We start from the raw sequence: 17,809 nt of genomic DNA, 5'->3' as shown, positions 1-17,809 counted from the left end.
GACCACTATTCGGCTTCGATCTCGCGCCGCTGCTGTGCGGCCTCGAGGCCGGTCCGGCGGGCGCCCTTCACGTTGCTGCGGCTGCCCTTCGGCTTCACGTCCTGCGACTCGACGCCGTACCGGGCCAGCGACTCACGCACCATCTCGGCCGTCAGGCCGGTGTACATCTCCGGCGCCAGCTCGGCCAGGCGCTCGGCGAGCACCGCCCACGGCAGACCCGACTCACCGGGCTGGAGCACCGCGCGCGCGTCGGCGAGCATGTCCCGCGCCTCGACCCGCTCCACGTCCTCACCGATGACGGCCTGGCCGCGCAGCTGGCCGGCGCGAGCCACGATCGCCGCGGTCACCTCGGGCTTGGGGAAGAACGAACGGGCACTGCCCGGCTTGTCCACACCGACCATCACGCCCCAACCGGCGTCAACGCCCGGCCGGTACACGGTGCCGGTCATGCCCCGCTTGTACGCCCCGGTGCCCAGGATCATGTCGTTCTCCACCTGGCCGAGGACCGACAGGCACCACCTGGTGGTGATGCAGCGGGTGATGTTCGGCGGCAGGCTGTCCTTGTCGGGGATCTGCGTGGCCAGGCAGAAGATGATCCCGAGTGCCCGCCCCCGCTTGATGGCCCGCTCACACGCCGCCGCAGATCCGGGCATCGCGGCGAACAGCTCATGCACCTCGTCGAGCAGGATGAACACCGGATGCAGCCCGGAGCCCTTCTTGGCGGCCAGCTCGGGGGTGACCTTGCCTTCCGGGGCCTCGCCGCGCTGCTTCGCCGCCAGGATCCGCTTGCCGCGCCGCTCGCACTCCGCGAGCGCCCACGTGATGATGTCGGCGCCCGTGTCGAAGGCGTCGTCGTCGACCCCGACGGCGTAGGTCGAGCACAGCGGCGCGACGTCCAGGAAGTCCCCGACGCCCTTGAACTCGGCCACCTTCAGTTCGACGGTCGGGTCGAGCATCGCGATGGTGAGCAGCGTCCTGGCGGCGTAGCTCTTGCCGGATCCGGGCTGCCCACCGATGAGGAAGTTCCGCGCGAACAGCACGGTGGTGAGCGGCCGCTGCCGGGCGTCGGTGGAGAACGGCTGCGGTTCGAACACGCTGGTCCGGGCGGTCGGCGAGGCGAGATCCCAGCGGGGCTGGCCCATCTTCGACGACGGCTGATAGCCCACCCACAGATCGACTTGGCCGGGGTGATCGGGGCCGACCTCGGGCCATACCTGGTCGACGGGCAGGCGCAGCGCCGCGGCGAGGTTGTCGCGCTTCTCCAGCAGCTGGGTGGCCACGATCGCGCCGGGCAGGTTGAACCGGGCCAGCCAGCCCGGTCCGTCCTTGTGGATGCCGGGCGGCGGGAACGTGAGCTGTCCCGGCTCCTTCACGCCGATGGACAGCGCCACGACGGCGTGACGCACCATCTCGGCGGTGAGCTTGGTGAACGCCGCCTTGGTGGTCACCCGATCGAGGATCGGCTTGTCCGCCGGCCGTCCGTAGTGAGCGGCGAGCAGCACCAGACCGGCCACGGCGGCGTACCAACCGACCGGCGGCATCCCGGCCACCGCAGCGCCGACGACGGCTGCCACGGCGAGCACAAGGCCGATTCCGACGACCCACCAGCGGGCGCCGGACTCCTTCGCCCGGGTGCGGTTGAGCGCCTGCCAGGTGTGCGGGTCGTTCTTGTTCGCCGCCTCCTGCCGTAGGTGCCAGTTCTCGCGGCCACCGACCGCCCACCACACCACCGCTGCGCTGGCCTTCCACACGCCCTGCGGCGCGTACCAGGCCACCTTGAGGCCGTACTTGGGCGAGCGGGTCACGTGGTAGATGCCGCGGTTCGTGCCGTACCTGGCTGCCCAGCGCGCCAGTGCCCGCCGCCCCTCCGGCGACCGGAGCACCGCGGGCACGATCGGGCGGGTCGGCTCGTCGCGGGACACCACGTCAGCGAACGTGGCCCGACGGTCCGGCGGGTCGACCGGCCCGCCGAGGCGGTCGGCCTCGATGATGTGCCGCTCGTCGTCGTACTCCATGGGCAGCGTGGTCACGACTACCGTCCTTCCGCCTGCTCGGCAAGGTTGCGCGCCCGGAGGGCGAGGGTGGGAAGCAGGTCGCGCCACGGCATCGTCGGCTCGACCATCTCGGACTCGATGAACGCGGCCAGGGCCCGGAGGCCGCCGGCCGAGGCCCCGAGCCGCATCAGCAGCTCGGGGCACACGGTGCAGTCGGCGTTAGCCACAGGTCACTTCCGCCGCTCGACGTAGCCGCCGTAGAACGTCTTGGATCCGTGCATCCGCTCCCCGTGCTTGTAGGCGTCCTTGTTGGCTTCCTTCATCGTTTTGCGGGCCGGGCCGCGCATGTCGTGGGTGGAGCAGCCACCCCGGTACTCGTGGTCGGACGGCTCCGGCGTCTTCTTGCTGAACAGGCCCATGACGGGCTCCTCTCGGTCGTGTCGGACGGGTGGTCAGGTCAGCGCCGGTACCAGGGGATGTTCTTCTCGGCGTCGATGACCGCGCGGTTGGCCTTCAGGTACGCCGGGTCGTTGGCGTCGTTGGTCTTGCTGCTCACCCGCGCCAGGTTCGCCCGGGCGTCCTTGTGCGCCTGGATCGCCGCCTGCTTGTCGGCCTTCGCCATTTCGGTGCTCCTTCTCGGTCGTGGCGGCCAGTCGGTCTGGCTGCCTCCGCGCGCCGCCCGGGTGATGAGCCGGGCGGCCACGGGGGCGGTCAGTCCTGCGGAGTCCGCAGCGACTTCTCGTGGCGGTACAGCTGGTCGACCAACGCGGTGGACGCCTTCCAGCGGCGCTCGGTCAGCGCCTCACGCATCCGCCGGCGGAACTCCCGCAGACTCGGCGGGTTCTCGCCACCGAGCACGGCGGCGGCGTACACCTCGGCACCGAGCAGCTCCAGCGCCTTGTCGTCGGGCCTGCCGTAGCCGTCCTCACCCGTGCCGCCAGGCGTGCCACCAGCGGTGACGGCCGCGACGGTCATCGAGTCGAGCAGCGCCCGGATGTCGTCATCGGAGATCAGACCGAACGAGGGAAGCTCGGCACTCGGCACGCTCGGCGCATCGTCGGCACGGTCCCGCAACGCCGTCTCGTACGCCTTCCGGGCGTCGTCCACCTGAGCGTGCGCCCGAACCCGGGAGCGGTAGTCCCGGGCGGTGTGCTCGGCTCCGACCGCCTCGCTGACCGCCTTGACTTCGTCGATGGCCCGCGCCACCGCGATGGCGTCCCGGCCGCGGGAACGGACCATGTCGACCTTCCGCTGTGCGTCGTCGGTGATCCGAACGGCAGCGGTCGACATGGCCATCTGCAAGGTCAGCTTGCCGAGCACGGGGATGACCGCGCCGATGACGGCCACGGGCACGGTGGTGGCGGCCAGGCCGTGAACGAGCACCGCCGCGACGGACACCGCCAGCAGCAGCCAGCCGAGCAGGGTGGGCGTACGCGAGACCGAGGCGGACCGGCGGTGCGCCCGCTCGTGCAGCATCGCCGACACCCACACCAGGTCGAACAGAGCGCCCGCGCTGTAGGCGACCCAGGTGGGCGCCTGAGTGGCGAGCAGCCCACCGACCGCGACGAGCGTCCACACGACGGCCAGCCCGGTCAGGGCGATCGGCAGGCCCCACAGGATGCCCTTCTGGGCCAGGTTGATGGCGCGACGGTTCATCGGGTCAGCTCCTTGGGACGGTCAGCCGCGACCCGCTGCGCGCGGATCTCGGCGAGGATGTCGGCGATCGGCCGGGCGTACAGCTCGGCGTCCGTGTAGCCGGCCAGCTCCGGGTAGCGGGTGGCCAGCGTCGGGCCGAACTCGGCCGCGGCGCTGCGGGTCGTCGTGTACGGGGTGCCGGTGACGAGCTCGTAGGCCCGCGCGATCAGTCGGTTCATCGGGTGCTCCCGTTGGCGGTGGGGAAGCGGAAGACGTAGCCGCAGGTGCGGTCCAGGTGCACCGGGGCGGACCCCCGGTACGGGGTGAACCCGGCCGCCGTGACGGCGGCGGTCGCGCCCTGCACGTGCTGCGGGCAGGTGTAGACCGAGGCGTCCAGCGAGCCGTGCAACAGGCCGTCAGCCGCCGAGTACACCTCGACGCGGGTGGTGGCGGGCCGGCCGCAGCCGACCCACACCATCCGCCGGCTCATCGGTCCTCACCCAGGACCCGCGCAACCAACGTCGCGAGGGCGGCCGCCAGCTCGGCGGCGACGGGCAGTTTCAGCATCAGCATGTTGTCCGCGTCGAAGTCCGGCTCGTCGGTCTCGTCCATCGGCTCGCGGTACTGCGCGACCGTCAGGTACGGCGTCCGACTGCCGTACGACTCGATGTGCAGCACGAGCCGCTCCGCCGGGGTGGTGACGTCGAGCGGTGCGGACCGGTGCAACCGGCCGTCCGCATCGTGGGGGCTGGGCGCGCACCAGCGGGGGCAGTCGCGGCGGCTCATCAGCGGCGGCCCTGACGGGCGGCGTCCAGGAGCGCCTGGCCGAGCTGCTCGGCCTGCTCCAGCGTCAACGACGCTGAGCACACCGTGTCGCCCAGACCGGCCACCTCGACGAACACCTCGGTCGGCTCGATCCCACCCGGCAGGTCCGGCGACTCGTACGCCTGCATCCGGGCGCGGATCTCGACCTGCTCGTCGACCAGGTCGCCGTGCCGGACGCTCATGTCGACGATCGGGCGGACGTGGGACCGCTCGGCGTGGTTCCCGCAGGTGCCGGGGCACCAGGTCGGGCACAGGGCCGGGTTGCCGGAGACACCCGCGTACGGGTCGCCGGGCCGCAGGCCGACGCCGCGGTCCCAGCCGGTGGTGTGGGCGATGTGGTCGAGGCTCAGCTCGAGCAGCTCGGCGACGTTCACGCCGAGCCGCTCGGCGGTGGCCTGAACGTCGGCCATGGTGGCGCCGGGCCGGTTGACGGCGTCCCATGCCTGCCGGGCCTTGTCCGCCGTCCGGGTGCTGTTCAGGACGGGGAACCGCTCGTCGGCGGGCCGGGGCCGCCGGATGGCCTGCATGTCGACGGTGGCGGCGTCGATGAGCCGGCTACCGGCGGGGACGGGAACGGATGCGATGATGCTCACGGGTCGCCTCCTGGGGCGATCAAGGGCCCGGAGCACAGGTGTTGGCGCACCTGCCGGGCCCGCTCTGGTTTTGTGGCCGGCCCAGGAGGTGGCTGCTCCCCCTGGGACGGTGCTACTGGACTTCCTTCTGAGTGGTGGTCCGGGATGAGTCTTGCATCATTTTGATGCTTGCGCAAGCCTAAATCGTGCCTGAGGCGCATCGGGTGCCCCCGTGCCTAGCGTGACCCTGATACGCGGGTCCGTCTCACGGACGTATCACGTCACAGACGGCGAGCCAGGCACGACGGGCACGGAAGGACGTCAGGCGAACGCTCCGGACTGCCCCTGACCTGGGCAGGAGGCAGCAGCGGCACACGCGGATACGAGACCTGTGCGCCTTCCAAACTGACGGTGCGGGTTCGATTCCCGTCGCCCGCTCCAACGGCCTCCGGCCCAGGTCAGAGGATTGCATCCCCCGATCCCGGGCCGGTCGGCCACTCCCCCGGCCCGATCTTGCGGGCCATCCGTGGGCCATTAGCTGCTCTGCCGCGTGCGTCGGGGGCCCGCTGGGCGATCCAGGACGGCACCACCTCGCACCCGCCTGATGGTCAACTCGACGTCCTTGAAGTCGGGGCATCACCAGCCCCAGGTCACCCCGACATCAAGGAAACGGTGTCGGTCAGCTGGACGGCCGGGGGATCACTGTCCGACCTTGATGCCCGGTTCACCGGCCATGAACTGGATGACCTGGCGGGGCTCCTGGCCCGGCCGGTCCGGTGCCCGCATCTTGCCGATCGGCAGGATCACCCGCCGGTACGTGGCTTCCAGCATCATCGCGGTCGCGGTGTACCAGGCGATCACGGCGGAGGCGATGAAGATGTAGGCGCCCACCGTCCGCCAGCCCGAGATACCGGCGATCTGACCGATCGCCTGGCAGGTGGCGCCGGCCGCGAGAGTGGCGAGCACCAACGCCAGACCGACGCTTTCCACGAGCGCGGCGAACGCGCCCGACCAGGTGATGGCGGCGAGCGCGATGAACCAGTAGCCGAGCGCCACGAAGGGGTCCGGCGGAGTCAGCGCGCCGACCGCGACGAGTAGGAAGAGCACGCCGTACGCGAGCCAGAACGCTCCCCAGATCCCGTGCATGGCGGTGGCCAGGCCGTCGCGTGCCCGGTAGGCCCACATTCCGGCGAGGAACTGGGCGAGCCCGCCGGTGAAGGCGGCGAACGGGAACAGGAATCGCGGGGTCCCTGTGTCGCCGTACCAGCCGGCGATGTTCGCCGCCACGACGAAGGTGGCGGCGGCGAACCCGAACAGACCGAGGATGGAGGGCGCGGCGACCGGCTGCAGCGAGATCTGGGCGTGGTTGCGCCAGAATTCGAACTCACCGTCGTGCGCTGGCGCGTGGGGCACGCGAGACATCTGATCCTCCTCCTCACGACGGCGGACCCTCCGCCGGTCCGGACGGACATCGGCGCCGTCTACCCACTACGGCCGGTCCCATTCGCTATGCGGGTTGCCGCAGCGCCGGGTCGGCCGGCGCCCGCGGCGCGCTCCCGGGCGAAAATGGCTGGTCCGGGCCGGGCGGCGGGGCGAAGATCCGACGCATGCCCCAAGCCACGCTGCGCACCGCCCGGATCCGGCTCGTCCCGCTCGCCGACGAACATCTCGAGCACGAGGTGGTACTCGACGCCGATCCCGAGGTGATGCGCTACCTCGGTCCGGCGCGTACGCGGGCGGACGTGGAGTCGGCGCACCGCCTGCGGCTGGCGGCGGCGCGACGGGTGCCGGGGCTCGGCTTCTGGGCCGGTTTCGTCGACGGTGACTTCGTCGGCTGGTGGCTCCTCGAGCCGCCGGAGCGCGCCGACCAGGGCCCGGTGGCGGGGCAGGCTGAACTCGGCTACCGGCTCCTCCGCCGGTACTGGCGCCGGGGGCTGGCCAGCGAGGGTGCCCGCGAGCTGATCCGGCACGGCTTCGAGGATCTCGGCCTGACCCGGATCTTCGCCGAGACGATGGCGGTGAACGAGGGGTCCCGGGCCACGATGACCTCCGTCGGTCTGCGGTACGTCCGGACGTTCCAGCTGGACTTCGACCATCCGCTGCCCGGCACGGAGCTGGGTGAGGTCGAGTACGCGCTCACCCGCGAGGACTGGCTCGCCGGCCGGTCGACGGGGGCGGCCCGCGGCTGAGCCGAGCGACCCCGCCGGTCGACGGCACCCCCGCTGGGCCGGCAGGCTGAGCCGAGCGCCCGCCGGGCCGGCCCGGCGGCTGATCAGGCGTGGTCGTTCGGCGCGGGGCCGACGCCGAGGTCCATCCGGTAGACCCAGACCGGGTAGTCGACGTGGTTCACGCCGCCGGACAGGCCCGGCGTGCGGTGCAGCTGCGCGGCGGGCAGCCAGAGGTCGCCGTCGCGGTCGATCCACATGGCGTCCACCCAGGCCAGGCGGGGGTCGGCGACCAGGGTGCGCACCTCCCGTTCCGGCGTGATGCTGAGGACCCGCTGCTGCTCGGCGTCGCTCAGGTAGATCGTGCCGGTGGCGTCGATGGCGGTGCCGCCGGTCGTCGGCGTGTCGAGCCACGGTTCGACGTACCCGGCCACCGTGGCCGGGTCGAGCGCCGGGTCGTCGAGCCAGCGGGTCTCGATGCGGGACAGGCCACCGGAGGCGGGTTGGTAGTACAGGTGGCGTCCGTCCGGCGACACCTCGAGCTGGTCGGCGTGCAGCACGACCTCGTTGCCGTCGGGGTCGTGCAGCACCTCGCCGTCCGCGACCAACCGCCGCCCGACCGTGCTGGGGTGCCCGTCCAGCACCCGACGGGCCCGCCGGGACGTCAGGTCGAGCACGATCAGGCCGGGCGCTCCGGCGTCGGTGAGGTAGGCGGTCCGCCCGTTGAACCGCACGTCGTCGACGTAACTGTCGGTCCGGACCGCGTCGGTGAGGTCGTAGATCCGGGTCACCTCGCCGGTGCCCGGGTCCACCGCGATCAGCCGAGCGCCCCCGGGTACCTGCCGTCGGCCCAGCCCGGGCGCACCCGAGTCGATGATCCACAGCTGGCCGTCCGGCCCGGCGCGTACGCCGTTGACGTGCACGTACGCCCCGTCGGAGGGCGGCTGGTCCGGGACGGCGTTCCACGACTCGTCCGGCCACGGAACCCGCCGGCCGTCCGGGAGCGCCTCGGCGACCTGCACACCCGGCGAGTCCGCACCGGGGAAGCTCACGAAGATGCGCCCGTCGACGGTCGTCACGCCGGTGCAGACGCGATCGTTCGGGAGCATCGGGGTCAGGCGCGGGTCCTCCCGGGTCGGCAGTGGCATGGGCTCCTCCAACGGCAGCGAGGCGCTCGTCCCCAGGGCGGGTGACGGCGGGCCCATCCCCCGCCCCCGGCCGGCCAAACATCGTCACCGCGCCGAAGGTCCTTGACATATGTCGATCTTTCGACTGGTGTGGGGGGCAGTGACATCGATTTCCGTCAGGAGGGCACATGATCGTCCGACGACGGTGGGCGGCCGCGGCCACCGCAGCGATCCTGGTCAGCACGGTGCTGTCCCATCCCGGGTCCGGCGTCGCCGCGCCGACCCCCGCACCATCGCCCGGGGGGACCCTGGCCGGTGGAGAGACCGCGCTGGTCCGGGTGCAGCTCCGCGACCAGGCTCAGCTCGACCAGCTGGTCGCCCGGGGTGCGGACCTCGCCAACCGACCCCGGTCGGTGGACGGCCGGATACTCGCCGACGTGGTGCTCACCGGCGCCCAGCTCGCCGAGCTGACTGCGCAGGGGGCCACCGCGCTCCAGGTGGTGCAGCGCGCGGGTGACGGCGAGCAGCACTTCGCGGAGAGCGTCCGCGCCGCCCAGGCCCGCACCGCCGCCGGGCTGCGCGCGCCGGCCGCCGACCGGCGTGCCGCGAGCGCGACGGCGGCCGTGGACACGCTCCAGTTCCTCCAGGCGTACTGGTGGACCAGCGGTGGGCAGACCTTCGTACAGACCGAGGTGGCCACCACCGCGACCGACGACCCGGACGTCGAGATCACCGTGAACTGGCGGACCGCCGACGGCACGACCGGCTCGTTCCCGCTCTTCCGGTTCGAGGACTCGGGCGAGTACCAGTACCACTACGCCCAGCCGGTGCCGGTGCCGAGCCGGCCGGTGCAGGTGACCGCCACGTCCAGCCTGGGCGGGATGAGCCGTGCCGTCACCCCGACGGCCTGGCCCGGCGCCACTGCGCCGCCGCTGCCCGGCGGTTACCAGAAGGACTTCATCGACGCGTACCTCACTCCGGTGGACATCCAGGCGCGGATCAAGCGGCTGGCCCGCCAGTACCGCGATCTGGTGGACGTGATCGACCTGCCGTACAAGACCCAGGGCTACCGGCGTACCGCCGCCGCGTACCTCGGTGACCCGGCGGCCGCCGCCGTGGTGGTGGAGTCCGTGCGTTTCGGCGACCAGAACATGAACGGTGTCCAGGTCCGCACGGTCGACCCCGGCCGGGCGAACCGGCCGCTCACCGCGGCCTACCGGGACCGGGTGCTGACCGTCTCCCTGGCCACCGACGGCGCCGGCAAGGTCACGAGCAGCACCGACCAGGTCGCCGCCGTGATCAACGCGCGGTTCGCCAACCGGTTCCAGGCGTTCGTCGAGCAGGGCTCGGCCGGCCTGCCCATGCCGGTGGTTCCGCCCGTACGCCTCGACGACGGCCTGCAGGGCACGGAGGTGCCGACCAAGCCGTGGACCGTGCAGGCGCTGCGTATCGGCGTGCACCGCGACGGCTCCCGTGTCGGCGTCCTGGCCTACTCCCAGGAGCACGCCCGGGAGTGGGCGACCCCGCTGGTCACGCTGGAGTTCGCGGAGCGGATGCTGGCCAACTCGCGCACCGACGCGGCCACCCGCGAACTGCTGGAGCAGACGGACATCTTCGTCATCCCGGTGGTCAACCCGGACGGCGCCAACTACTCCTTCCACGACTTCGACTTCCAGCGCAAGAACATGGTGAACCACTGCACCGGCACCAGCCGTGACCCCGGCAACCGCGACTCGTGGGGGGTGGACCTCAACCGCAACTACACGGTCGGTTCGTACTTCGACGGTTACGTGGGCGCCAGCGGCAACTGTCTCTCCGGCTCGTACGCCGGCACCGGTGAGCTCTCCGAGGCGGAGAGCCGCAACGTCATCGCGCTGGCCCGGGAGCACAGCAACATCCGGTTCGCGATGAACGTGCACTCCTACGGCGGGTACTTCATGTGGCCGCCGGGGGCGTACAAGGCCGACGGCCGGGTCACCCTGCCCCGGCCGTCGATCGACGAGTCGAAGCTCTTCCAGGACAGCGCCCGGCGCATCGTCGGGGCGATCGCGCAGGAGCGCGGCACGGTCACCTGGCCGTCGCAGACCGGTCCGGTCGCGGACGTGCTCTACTCCGCCGCCGGCAACTCCGCCGACGAGCTCTACTACGAACTCGGGATCTTCGCCTGGGACTTCGAGGTGGGCAACGACCGCTGGAACGCGGCCACCGGCCAGTGGGAGGGGGTCGGCTTCCAACCGCCGTTCGAGGAGGCGCACGCCGAGTCCCAGGAGTACGCCGGCGGGCTCGTGGAGATGGTCCGGGTCGCCCGCGACTACGCCGCCGCGCAGGAGGGCTGACGAACACCGGCCGGCCGGGTCCCGTAGCTGCGCGGGCCGGCCGCGGATGAACCGCGGCCGGCCGGGTAAGCAGCGCCATCCTGGCGGAGAACGACCGAGGTCACGGCGATCCCCGTGACCGGACGCGCGGGCGGGCGGCGCAGGCCGACCCGCCCGCGGCGTACCCACGGGTCAGTTGCCGGTGATCCAGTTCCAGGCGGAGACGACCCATTCGGTCTGTTGGAGCCATGCGACGCCCAGCCCGACGAGGAAGACCGCCGTGATCAGGTGCGCACCCCGGGCGGTACGCCGGACCCGGCCGAGCTGCCGCTCGAGGATCACCCGGCCGAGCAGCCGGGAGAGCGCGAAGAGCCCGACCGCGACCAGCAGGCTCAGCACGAAGATGAAGATCGGGCCGGTCAGGTTCCCCTGGCCGGAGATCGCCCAGATGCCCCAACAGATGAAGGCGAAGAGGCCGCCCGCGGCGCTCCACTCACCGCCGCGGCGAAGTTGGGCCAGATGCCAGCTCAGCGGCCGCCGCGGAACCGGTTCGCCGGGCCAGCCGGTTCCGGTCGGCTCCTCCACCACCGGGAACGGCTCGGTCTGCGGCGCCCGTGGCTGACCGACCGAGGCCACACCGCGGCGGTAACCGTCCCGCTGCTGTGGCACGACCCCGGGCTGCGGCGGCACCTCGACGGTCCGCTCCGCCCACGGCTGTGTCTGGTCCGCCATGCTCGTCCCCTCCCCTGACCGACGGCGCCGACGGCGCCTGGGTCCGAGGGTAGCCACCCGGCAAATCGGTCGCCGAGCCCCACCACCGCCCGTCTCCGGACGGACCGACCCGCCGCGGCCGGGTCCCACCCGTGCCACCGAGGTGGCCGCGGTCGACGGGCAGCGGTGCCCGGGCCACGGCGGTACGGTCGGTGGATGGGTGATGCGGAGCGACGGCGACGCCGGCTGCGGCACCAGGGCGGTGAGCAGACCCGGGGGCCCGAGGGGACCCCGGCCAGCACCGCACGGGTGTACGACGGCACCGAGCCGGCCCGCCGCCGCGGCGCGCACGGCGACGAGCGGGATGGTGAGCGCGGGTTGCGCGGCCTGGTCGGGTCGGGCTCGTCGCAGGTGAACCCCAGCGCCGCCCTGCGGGCCAGGGACGCCGCCCGGCCGACCGAGGAGGACCTCGCCGAGGCCGAGGCCCGGGTCGTCGTCGTGCGACGCAACTGGGTGCCCCGCGAGGACCTGCCCCGGCCCCCGCGCTGAGGCGGCCGGGAACGCTCACCGCTTCGAGACGAGGCTCCGGGGCGCACTTCTCCCGCCCCGTCGATGACCGTCCGGGTCGGGACCATCGATCGTGGCCCCGCCCCGGAAGGGTCACGGCAGCGGCGGAAGCTCCCGGCTCGCCTCGTACGCGGCGACCTGCGCGATCCGGCGGGCGTGCCGCTCGTTGCCGGAGAACGGCGTGCTGAGGAACGCCTCGACGATGGCGGTCGCCTCGTCCAGGGTGTGCTGCCGGGCGCCGACGGCGACGATGTTGGCGTCGTTGTGCTCGCGGGACAGCTGGGCCGTCTCGGTGTTCCAGGCGAGCGCCGCGCGCACGCCGGCGATCTTGTTGGCGGCGATCTGCTCGCCGTTGCCGGAACCGCCGATCACCACGCCGAGACTTCCCTCGTCGGCCACCACCCGGTCGCCGGTGTGCAGGCAGAAGGTCGGGTAGTCGTCGTCGGGGTCGAAGACGTACGGACCTACGTCCACCACCTCGTAGCCCTGGTTGGCCAGGTAGCTGGCCAGGTGCACCTTCAGCTCGTAGCCGGCGTGGTCGGATCCCAGGTAGACGCGCATACCGCGCAGTCTGTCAGGCCACGCCCGGTGACGCTGCGGGGGCAGCGTCACCGGGCGGTTCGTCACAGCTCAGCGCGGCAGCTCGGCGACCACGAGCCCACCGCGTGCCTTCGGCGTGAACCAGGTGCTCTTGCGCGGCATCTTCTCCCGGGCCAGGTTCACGGCCACGAAGTCGTCCACGGTCACCGGGGCGATCAGGACGGCCAGCTCGGCCCGACCGGAGTCGACCTCGCCGGTCAGCCAGCTCGCCGGGTAGTCGCCACCGACGTACGTGATCCGCTTGTCGCCGGGGTCGAGACCGAGCGCGTCCCGCAGCAGCAGCCGCTCGACCAGGGCGTGGTCCAGGTTCTCCAGCCGACCGCCGGCGGCGCGTGGCAGCCGCACCGCGTACCCCTGGCCGGCGAGCCGGAGGTGGACGGTGCCGGCGGCCGCCGGGACCTCGACCGGGCCGTCGATCGGGCTGATCTCCGCACCGGCCGCCCGCAGCCGCTCCAGCAGCTCGTCGCCGCTGGTGGTCAGCTCGCTGACCAGCCGGTTGTACGGCTGGATGGCGACCGAACGTGGCGTGGTCACCACCGCCAGGAAGCGGGGCAGGCCACCGGTCTGGGCGGCCAGGCTGCGATGGTTGCCGTCGGCGACCACCAGTTCCCCGCCGCCGGCGAGCGCGGTCAGCTCGTCCTGCTGCCGCCCCGGCCCCACCAGCCAGATCGCGTGGGTACGCCCCGACTGGTCGGTGTCGGTGGCGGCGGGCACACCCGCCGCCTCGGTGGCCGCCGCGAGCGCCTCGTGCAGCTCCGCACCGCGTCCGGTCTGCAACAGCAGCACCGGGGAGAGGAGGTGGCCGAGCGCCTCGGCCAGGGCGACCCGCTCCCGGACCTTGGCGATGAAGACGTCCTCGTTGCGGATCACCAGACCCGGCTCGTCGGCGCGGGTGGAGATCTGGTCGGTGTCCACCACCGCGAAGAGCCCGTACGCGGTCTCCTCACCGGGCGCGGTGATCCGGTAGAGCACCACCACCTGCTCGGCCGGGGTGTAGCTCCCGTCGGCCTTGGCCTCGGCCAGCCGGGCCACGGCGTCCGGCAGCGCGTCGAGGAAGGACTTGCCGAGGCTTCCCGGGGCTCGGTGCGGCATCTCGATGCCGAGAGCACTGTGCGGGTTCGCCTCGATGATCGCGGTGATCTCCGCGTCGTCGGCGAACTCGTCGTAGTTCTGCGCGCCGGTGCCGCCGGTGGTGATCCAGGCCCGGGCGATCGGATGCACGATCGTCATGCCCGCTGACGCTACCGTCGCCGTACCGACCGCGGACGCCGACCCGGGCTGTCGTCCATCAGGTGAAAGCGTCGCCCCGGACGGATCGGCCATCGCCCGGGGGTCTTTCAGAAGCGGCGCTCGGCTGCGGTCCGGCGGTGCCGGCCGCCGGAGGGCGTGCCGAGCGGGTCGGGTGCGCCGACCGGGCGGGTGGCCGAGGTCGGCGTGGTCCGCCGGGCCGCCATGGGGACGGTGGTCGACGAGGCCAGCGCGGCCGGCGTGGGCACTGTGCCGGGCGTGCTCCGCCGGGCCCGGGCCGGCGCCGCGCCCGGCGGCGTCATCCGGGACGTCGCAGCCACCCGTGCGACGCCCACCACGATCGGCGGCGCGAGCAGGTCCGCCACGTCCGTGGGCAGATCGGGCCGGACCGCCGGCCAGCGGGAGTCGTCGACCGACCAGTACGCGGGGGTCTCGGCCGCCTCTTCCAGGTTCAGCGGATCGTCACCGGACACATGGCGGTGCTTGGCCATCGGAATGCCTCCACGAGCTGCGAACTCAGCGATTACGGCTGCGGCGGACATCCGGCCAAACGAGGTCGGCGGCGGGGCGGTGACGGGCGCGGTAACGGTGTTAACAGGGGCCCCCGTCCTGACGGAGACGATGACAGGGGCCCCTTCGCCGCGCCTCAGTCGAAGATCGGCTCGGCGTCGCGGGTCCGCTTCAGCTCGTAGAAACCGGGGGTGCCGGACACCAGCAGGACGCCGTCCCACAGCCGGCCGGCAGCCTCCCCCTTCGGGGCCGGCGTGATGACCGGGCCGAAGAACGCCACGGTGCCGCCGTCCGGTCCGGGGGCGTGGATCACCGGGGTGCCCACGTCCTCGCCGACCGGGCGCATACCGGATTCGTGGCTGGCGCGCAGCGCCTCGTCGTACTCGGTGCTGTCGGCGGCCGCGGCGAGCGCCGGGTCCAGGCCGGCGTCCGCGAGCGCGGCGGCGTACAGCTCGGGGCCCGACTTCTCCTTGCCCAGGTGGATCCGGGTGCCGAGCGCGGTGTAGAGCTTGCGCAGCGCGTCGCCGCCGTACCGCTGTTCCGCGGCGATGCAGACCCGGACCGGGCCCCACGCGGTGGTCAGGAACTCCTTGTAGCTCTCCGGCAGGTGGTCCCGGCCCTCGTTGAGCACCGCCAGGCTCATCACGTGGAAGCGTATTTCCACGTCGCGGACCCGCTCGACCTCGAGCAGCCAACGAGACGTGATCCAGGCCCACGGGCAGGCCGGATCGAACCACATGTCAACGGCGACACGTTCGCTCACGGTGAGGTCCTTTCGAAACGAGGACGCCGATCGTCCGGCGTCTCTCCCGATCCTCACCCCAACGGGCATCGACCGGCAGAGTAATGAGAGCGTGACCTCGGCCACCGCGGGCGGCCGGTGCATGGAAGACTCGGCTCCGGGCCGACCGCCACGAGCCGGTCGGTGGACGGGCGCCGCGCGGCGTACAGCGAATGGGATGGAGACGAACAGTGCCGGGAGTGCGCAACCTGACGCAGGTCGAGGCCACCGAACGGGCCCGCCTGCTCGAGGTGACCGGGTACGACATCACTCTGGACCTGTCGACCGCCGTGCAGGCGGCCGAGGGTCGTACCTTCCGGTCCACGACGGAGGTGCGCTTCCGCTGCGCCGAGCCGGGCGCGAGCACCTTCATCGAGGTGGCCGCCGACTCGGTGCGCTCGGCGACGCTGAACGGGTCCCCGGTCGACCTCGGCGACTGGTCCGCCGAGAAGGGGCTCGCTCTCGCCGGCCTGCAGAGCGAGAACACGCTGGTCGTCGACGCCGACTTCGCGTACTCCCGCAGCGGGCAGGGCCTGCACCGCACTGTCGACCCCGTCGACGGCGAGACCTACCTCTACAGCCAGTTCGAGACGGCCGACGCGCAGCGGGTCTTCGCCTGCTTCGACCAGCCGGACCTGAAGAGCGTCTACACCTGGCACGCCACGGTGCCGGAGCACTGGCGGGTCGTGTCCAACATGCCCGTCGACCGGGAGGAACCGACGGACGAGGGGCTGAAAACCGTCCACTTCACGCAGTCCGCGCGGATGAGCACCTACATCACCGCGCTCTGCGCCGGCCCGTACCACGAGGTGCGCGACAGCCACGACGGCATCGACCTGGGGGTGTTCTGCCGGGCCTCGATGGCGCAGTACCTGGACGCGGACGACCTCTTCCTGATCACCAAGCAGGGCTTCGACTTCTTCCACGAGCAGTTCGGCGTCCGTTACCCGCTGCCGAAGTACGACCAGCTCTGGGTGCCCGACTTCAACGCCGGCGCGATGGAGAACTTCGGCTGCGTCACGCACGCCGAGTCGCACTACATCTTCCGCTCGCAGGTGACCGACTTCGAGTACGAGCAGCGGGCCAACACGATCCTGCACGAGATGGCCCACATGTGGTTCGGTGACCTGGTCACCATGCGGTGGTGGAACGACCTGTGGCTCAACGAGTCGTTCGCCGAGTGGGCCAGTCACTGGTGCAACACCCACGCGACCCGCTTCCGGGAGGCGTGGACGACCTTCCTGTCCATCCGGAAGAACTGGGGCTACCGGCAGGACCAGCTCTCCTCGACCCACCCGGTCTACACGGAGATGCCGGACATGGAGGCCGTCGAGGTCAACTTCGACGGCATCACGTACGCCAAGGGCGCCAGCGTGCTCAAGCAGCTGGTGGCGTACGTCGGTGAGCAGCCGTTCCTGGCCGGGCTGCGCGCGTACTTCGGCAAGCACGCCTGGGGCAACGCCACCTTCGACGACCTGCTCTCCGAGCTGGAGGCCGCCTCCGGCCGTGAGCTGCGCAAGTTCGCCGCCCAGTGGCTGGAGACCGCCCAGGTCAACACGCTGCGTCCGGAGGTGACCGTCGGCCCGGACGGCACCTACCAGCAGGTGGTGGTGCGACAGGAGGCGCCGGCCGACTACCCGACGCTGCGTACCCACCGGATCGGGGTGGGCCTCTACGACCTGACCGACGGGCGCCTCGTCCGCCGGGAACGGCTGGAGGTGGACGTGGCCGGCGAGCGGACCGAACTCGGCGACCTGGCCGGCGTCCGGGCCGCCGACGTGCTGCTGCTGAACGACGACGACCTCACCTACGCGAAGCTCCGGCTGGACGAGGGCTCGATGGCCAACGTCGTGCAGCACATCGCCGGTTTCGAATCGTCGCTGGCTCGCGCGCTCTGCTGGACGGCAGCCTGGGACATGGTCCGCGACGCGGAGTTGGCGGCCCGGGACTACGTTGCGCTGGTGCTGGCCGGGCTGCCCGCCGAGACCGACATCAACCTGGTCACCGCCACCCTGCGGCAGGCCACCACGACGCTCACCCTCTACGCCGACCCGGCCTGGGCGCCGACCGGTTGGGCGGAGCTGGCCCGTACCGCGAAGACGGCGCTCGTCGCCGCCGAGACGGGCAGCGGCTTCCAGCTCGCCTGGGCCCGGGCGTACGTCTCGGCGGCCCGTTCCAGCGAGGACCTGGCGACGCTGCGGGGTTGGCTGGACGGCACGGACGTGCCGGCCGGCCTGACCATCGACACCGAGCTGCGCTGGAGCCTGCTCGCGTCGCTGGTCGCCAACGGCGCGGCCGGACCCGCCGACGTGGACGCCGAGCTGGCGCGCGACCGGACGGCGAGCGGCGAACGCGAGGCCGCCTACGTGCACGCGCTGGTGCCGACCGCTGAGAACAAGGCCGCCGTCTGGGCGCAGCTCACCGGTTCGGAGGCGCTGCCGAACTCGCGGAACCGGGCGCTGCTGCAGGGCTTCACGCACCCGACGCAGGTCGAGCTGGTCGCGCCGTACCGGGAGAAGTACTTCGCGGCGGTCGGCCAGGTCTGGGCAAGCCGGGACAGCGAGCCGGCGCAGGAGTTCGCCCAGCTCGCCTACCCGACGTACCTGGTGGAGGACGACACGGTGACGGCCACCGACGCCTGGCTGGCCGGCGACGGTCACCCGGCGCCGCTGCGCCGGCTGGTCGCCGAGGGCCGCGACGGCGTGGTCCGCGCGCTGAAGGCCCGCGCGCGGGACACCCGCAGCGCCTGACGCGGAAAG

The 17,809-nt window shown here is 72.2% G+C and carries 20 protein-coding genes; 4 read left to right on the top strand and 16 right to left on the bottom strand.

Annotated elements, in window-relative coordinates:
• Positions 1-5: 5 nt before the first annotated feature.
• The 10 genes from ABZS42_RS29345 to ABZS42_RS29300 form a co-directional block, all read right to left on the bottom strand.
• On the bottom strand, positions 6-2,030 hold the full coding sequence (locus ABZS42_RS29345; RefSeq protein WP_355150752.1) for an FtsK/SpoIIIE domain-containing protein: 2,025 nt from the start codon (positions 2,028-2,030) through the stop codon (positions 6-8).
• A 2-nt stretch (positions 2,031-2,032) separates the two neighbouring features.
• Positions 2,033-2,221 carry a hypothetical protein gene (locus ABZS42_RS29340; protein WP_355150750.1) on the bottom strand — a complete coding sequence of 63 codons (189 nt, stop codon included), beginning with the start codon at positions 2,219-2,221 and terminating at the stop codon, positions 2,033-2,035.
• A gap of 3 nt (positions 2,222-2,224) precedes the next feature.
• Positions 2,225-2,413: a hypothetical protein gene (locus ABZS42_RS29335; protein WP_355150748.1), complete on the bottom strand. Its 189-nt coding sequence runs from the start codon at positions 2,411-2,413 to the stop codon at positions 2,225-2,227.
• 38 nt (positions 2,414-2,451) lie between these two features.
• Complete coding sequence (locus ABZS42_RS29330) at positions 2,452-2,616, bottom strand: hypothetical protein (protein ID WP_355150746.1); 165 nt, start codon at positions 2,614-2,616, stop codon at positions 2,452-2,454.
• Positions 2,617-2,705: 89 nt separating this feature from the next.
• Complete coding sequence (locus ABZS42_RS29325; RefSeq protein ID WP_355150744.1) at positions 2,706-3,650, bottom strand: hypothetical protein; 945 nt, start codon at positions 3,648-3,650, stop codon at positions 2,706-2,708.
• Positions 3,647-3,868 carry a hypothetical protein gene (locus ABZS42_RS29320; RefSeq protein WP_355150742.1) on the bottom strand — a complete coding sequence of 74 codons (222 nt, stop codon included), beginning with the start codon at positions 3,866-3,868 and terminating at the stop codon, positions 3,647-3,649. The genes ABZS42_RS29325 and ABZS42_RS29320 overlap by 4 nt, the downstream gene beginning before the upstream one ends.
• Positions 3,865-4,119 (bottom strand): hypothetical protein, encoded by a 255-nt coding sequence (locus ABZS42_RS29315; RefSeq protein ID WP_355150740.1) that lies wholly within the window; start codon positions 4,117-4,119, stop codon positions 3,865-3,867. Before ABZS42_RS29315 ends, ABZS42_RS29320 begins: the two co-directional genes overlap by 4 nt.
• On the bottom strand, positions 4,116-4,415 hold the full coding sequence (locus ABZS42_RS29310) for a hypothetical protein (protein WP_355150738.1): 300 nt from the start codon (positions 4,413-4,415) through the stop codon (positions 4,116-4,118). The genes ABZS42_RS29315 and ABZS42_RS29310 overlap by 4 nt, the downstream gene beginning before the upstream one ends.
• Entirely contained in the window at positions 4,415-5,047 is a 633-nt protein-coding gene (locus ABZS42_RS29305; protein ID WP_355150736.1) for a hypothetical protein, read from the bottom strand. Before ABZS42_RS29305 ends, ABZS42_RS29310 begins: the two co-directional genes overlap by 1 nt.
• 678 nt (positions 5,048-5,725) lie before the next feature.
• Positions 5,726-6,448: a GPR1/FUN34/YaaH family transporter gene (locus tag ABZS42_RS29300; RefSeq protein WP_355150734.1), complete on the bottom strand. Its 723-nt coding sequence runs from the start codon at positions 6,446-6,448 to the stop codon at positions 5,726-5,728.
• A 185-nt stretch (positions 6,449-6,633) separates the two neighbouring features.
• Between ABZS42_RS29300 and ABZS42_RS29295 the strand changes: the two genes are divergently transcribed.
• Entirely contained in the window at positions 6,634-7,215 is a 582-nt protein-coding gene (locus ABZS42_RS29295) for a GNAT family protein (protein WP_355150732.1), read from the top strand.
• A gap of 83 nt (positions 7,216-7,298) precedes the next feature.
• On the opposite strand, the gene ABZS42_RS29290 is transcribed toward ABZS42_RS29295, so the two are convergent.
• On the bottom strand, positions 7,299-8,339 hold the full coding sequence (locus ABZS42_RS29290; RefSeq protein WP_355150730.1) for an L-dopachrome tautomerase-related protein: 1,041 nt from the start codon (positions 8,337-8,339) through the stop codon (positions 7,299-7,301).
• 167 nt (positions 8,340-8,506) lie between these two features.
• Here ABZS42_RS29290 and ABZS42_RS29285 point away from each other — a divergent pair, with 167 nt between their 5' ends.
• The gene (locus tag ABZS42_RS29285; protein WP_355150728.1) at positions 8,507-10,654 is read left to right on the top strand and encodes a M14 family zinc carboxypeptidase; all 2,148 of its coding nucleotides are present in this window, start codon (positions 8,507-8,509) and stop codon (positions 10,652-10,654) included.
• A 171-nt stretch (positions 10,655-10,825) separates the two neighbouring features.
• Here ABZS42_RS29285 and ABZS42_RS29280 read toward each other — a convergent pair whose 3' ends face one another.
• Complete coding sequence (locus ABZS42_RS29280) at positions 10,826-11,365, bottom strand: hypothetical protein (protein ID WP_355150726.1); 540 nt, start codon at positions 11,363-11,365, stop codon at positions 10,826-10,828.
• 195 nt (positions 11,366-11,560) lie between these two features.
• On the opposite strand from ABZS42_RS29280, the gene ABZS42_RS29275 reads away from it, so the two are divergent.
• Positions 11,561-11,893: a hypothetical protein gene (locus ABZS42_RS29275; RefSeq protein WP_355150724.1), complete on the top strand. Its 333-nt coding sequence runs from the start codon at positions 11,561-11,563 to the stop codon at positions 11,891-11,893.
• A gap of 111 nt (positions 11,894-12,004) precedes the next feature.
• Here ABZS42_RS29275 and ABZS42_RS29270 read toward each other — a convergent pair whose 3' ends face one another.
• From ABZS42_RS29270 to ABZS42_RS29255, 4 genes are all read right to left on the bottom strand, one after another.
• Positions 12,005-12,472 (bottom strand): ribose-5-phosphate isomerase, encoded by a 468-nt coding sequence (locus tag ABZS42_RS29270; RefSeq protein ID WP_355150722.1) that lies wholly within the window; start codon positions 12,470-12,472, stop codon positions 12,005-12,007.
• A 69-nt stretch (positions 12,473-12,541) separates the two neighbouring features.
• On the bottom strand, positions 12,542-13,741 hold the full coding sequence (locus ABZS42_RS29265) for a DUF1015 family protein (RefSeq protein WP_355150720.1): 1,200 nt from the start codon (positions 13,739-13,741) through the stop codon (positions 12,542-12,544).
• A 107-nt stretch (positions 13,742-13,848) separates the two neighbouring features.
• A complete protein-coding gene (locus tag ABZS42_RS29260) occupies positions 13,849-14,250 on the bottom strand; it encodes a hypothetical protein (protein WP_355150718.1) in 402 nt (133 codons plus the stop codon).
• A 155-nt stretch (positions 14,251-14,405) separates the two neighbouring features.
• Positions 14,406-15,032 carry a disulfide bond formation protein DsbA gene (locus ABZS42_RS29255; RefSeq protein ID WP_355150716.1) on the bottom strand — a complete coding sequence of 209 codons (627 nt, stop codon included), beginning with the start codon at positions 15,030-15,032 and terminating at the stop codon, positions 14,406-14,408.
• A gap of 218 nt (positions 15,033-15,250) precedes the next feature.
• On the opposite strand from ABZS42_RS29255, the gene pepN reads away from it, so the two are divergent.
• Positions 15,251-17,800 carry an aminopeptidase N gene (pepN, locus tag ABZS42_RS29250; RefSeq protein ID WP_355150714.1) on the top strand — a complete coding sequence of 850 codons (2,550 nt, stop codon included), beginning with the start codon at positions 15,251-15,253 and terminating at the stop codon, positions 17,798-17,800.
• Positions 17,801-17,809: the final 9 nt, after the last annotated feature.

This window comes from Micromonospora sp. NPDC005367 (genome assembly GCF_040606825.1).
Taxonomy (GTDB): Bacteria; Actinomycetota; Actinomycetes; order Mycobacteriales; family Micromonosporaceae; genus Micromonospora.
This window is presented reverse-complemented; position numbering and strand designations above follow the sequence as displayed.

Bases quoted from the DNA above. Each gene is read 5' to 3' on its own strand.
- ABZS42_RS29335 (WP_355150748.1), bottom strand. From the start codon at position 2,413: ATGGGCCTGTTCAGCAAGAAGACGCCGGAGCCGTCCGACCACGAGTAC.
- ABZS42_RS29330 (WP_355150746.1), bottom strand. From the start codon at position 2,616: ATGGCGAAGGCCGACAAGCAGGCGGCGATCCAGGCGCACAAGGACGCC.
- ABZS42_RS29325 (WP_355150744.1), bottom strand. From the start codon at position 3,650: ATGAACCGTCGCGCCATCAACCTGGCCCAGAAGGGCATCCTGTGGGGC.
- ABZS42_RS29320 (WP_355150742.1), bottom strand. From the start codon at position 3,868: ATGAACCGACTGATCGCGCGGGCCTACGAGCTCGTCACCGGCACCCCG.
- ABZS42_RS29315 (WP_355150740.1), bottom strand. From the start codon at position 4,119: ATGAGCCGGCGGATGGTGTGGGTCGGCTGCGGCCGGCCCGCCACCACC.
- ABZS42_RS29310 (WP_355150738.1), bottom strand. From the start codon at position 4,415: ATGAGCCGCCGCGACTGCCCCCGCTGGTGCGCGCCCAGCCCCCACGAT.
- ABZS42_RS29300 (WP_355150734.1), bottom strand. From the start codon at position 6,448: ATGTCTCGCGTGCCCCACGCGCCAGCGCACGACGGTGAGTTCGAATTC.
- ABZS42_RS29295 (WP_355150732.1), top strand. From the start codon at position 6,634: ATGCCCCAAGCCACGCTGCGCACCGCCCGGATCCGGCTCGTCCCGCTC.
- ABZS42_RS29290 (WP_355150730.1), bottom strand. From the start codon at position 8,339: ATGCCACTGCCGACCCGGGAGGACCCGCGCCTGACCCCGATGCTCCCG.
- ABZS42_RS29285 (WP_355150728.1), top strand. From the start codon at position 8,507: ATGATCGTCCGACGACGGTGGGCGGCCGCGGCCACCGCAGCGATCCTG.
- ABZS42_RS29280 (WP_355150726.1), bottom strand. From the start codon at position 11,365: ATGGCGGACCAGACACAGCCGTGGGCGGAGCGGACCGTCGAGGTGCCG.
- ABZS42_RS29275 (WP_355150724.1), top strand. From the start codon at position 11,561: ATGGGTGATGCGGAGCGACGGCGACGCCGGCTGCGGCACCAGGGCGGT.
- ABZS42_RS29270 (WP_355150722.1), bottom strand. From the start codon at position 12,472: ATGCGCGTCTACCTGGGATCCGACCACGCCGGCTACGAGCTGAAGGTG.
- ABZS42_RS29265 (WP_355150720.1), bottom strand. From the start codon at position 13,741: ATGACGATCGTGCATCCGATCGCCCGGGCCTGGATCACCACCGGCGGC.
- ABZS42_RS29260 (WP_355150718.1), bottom strand. From the start codon at position 14,250: ATGGCCAAGCACCGCCATGTGTCCGGTGACGATCCGCTGAACCTGGAA.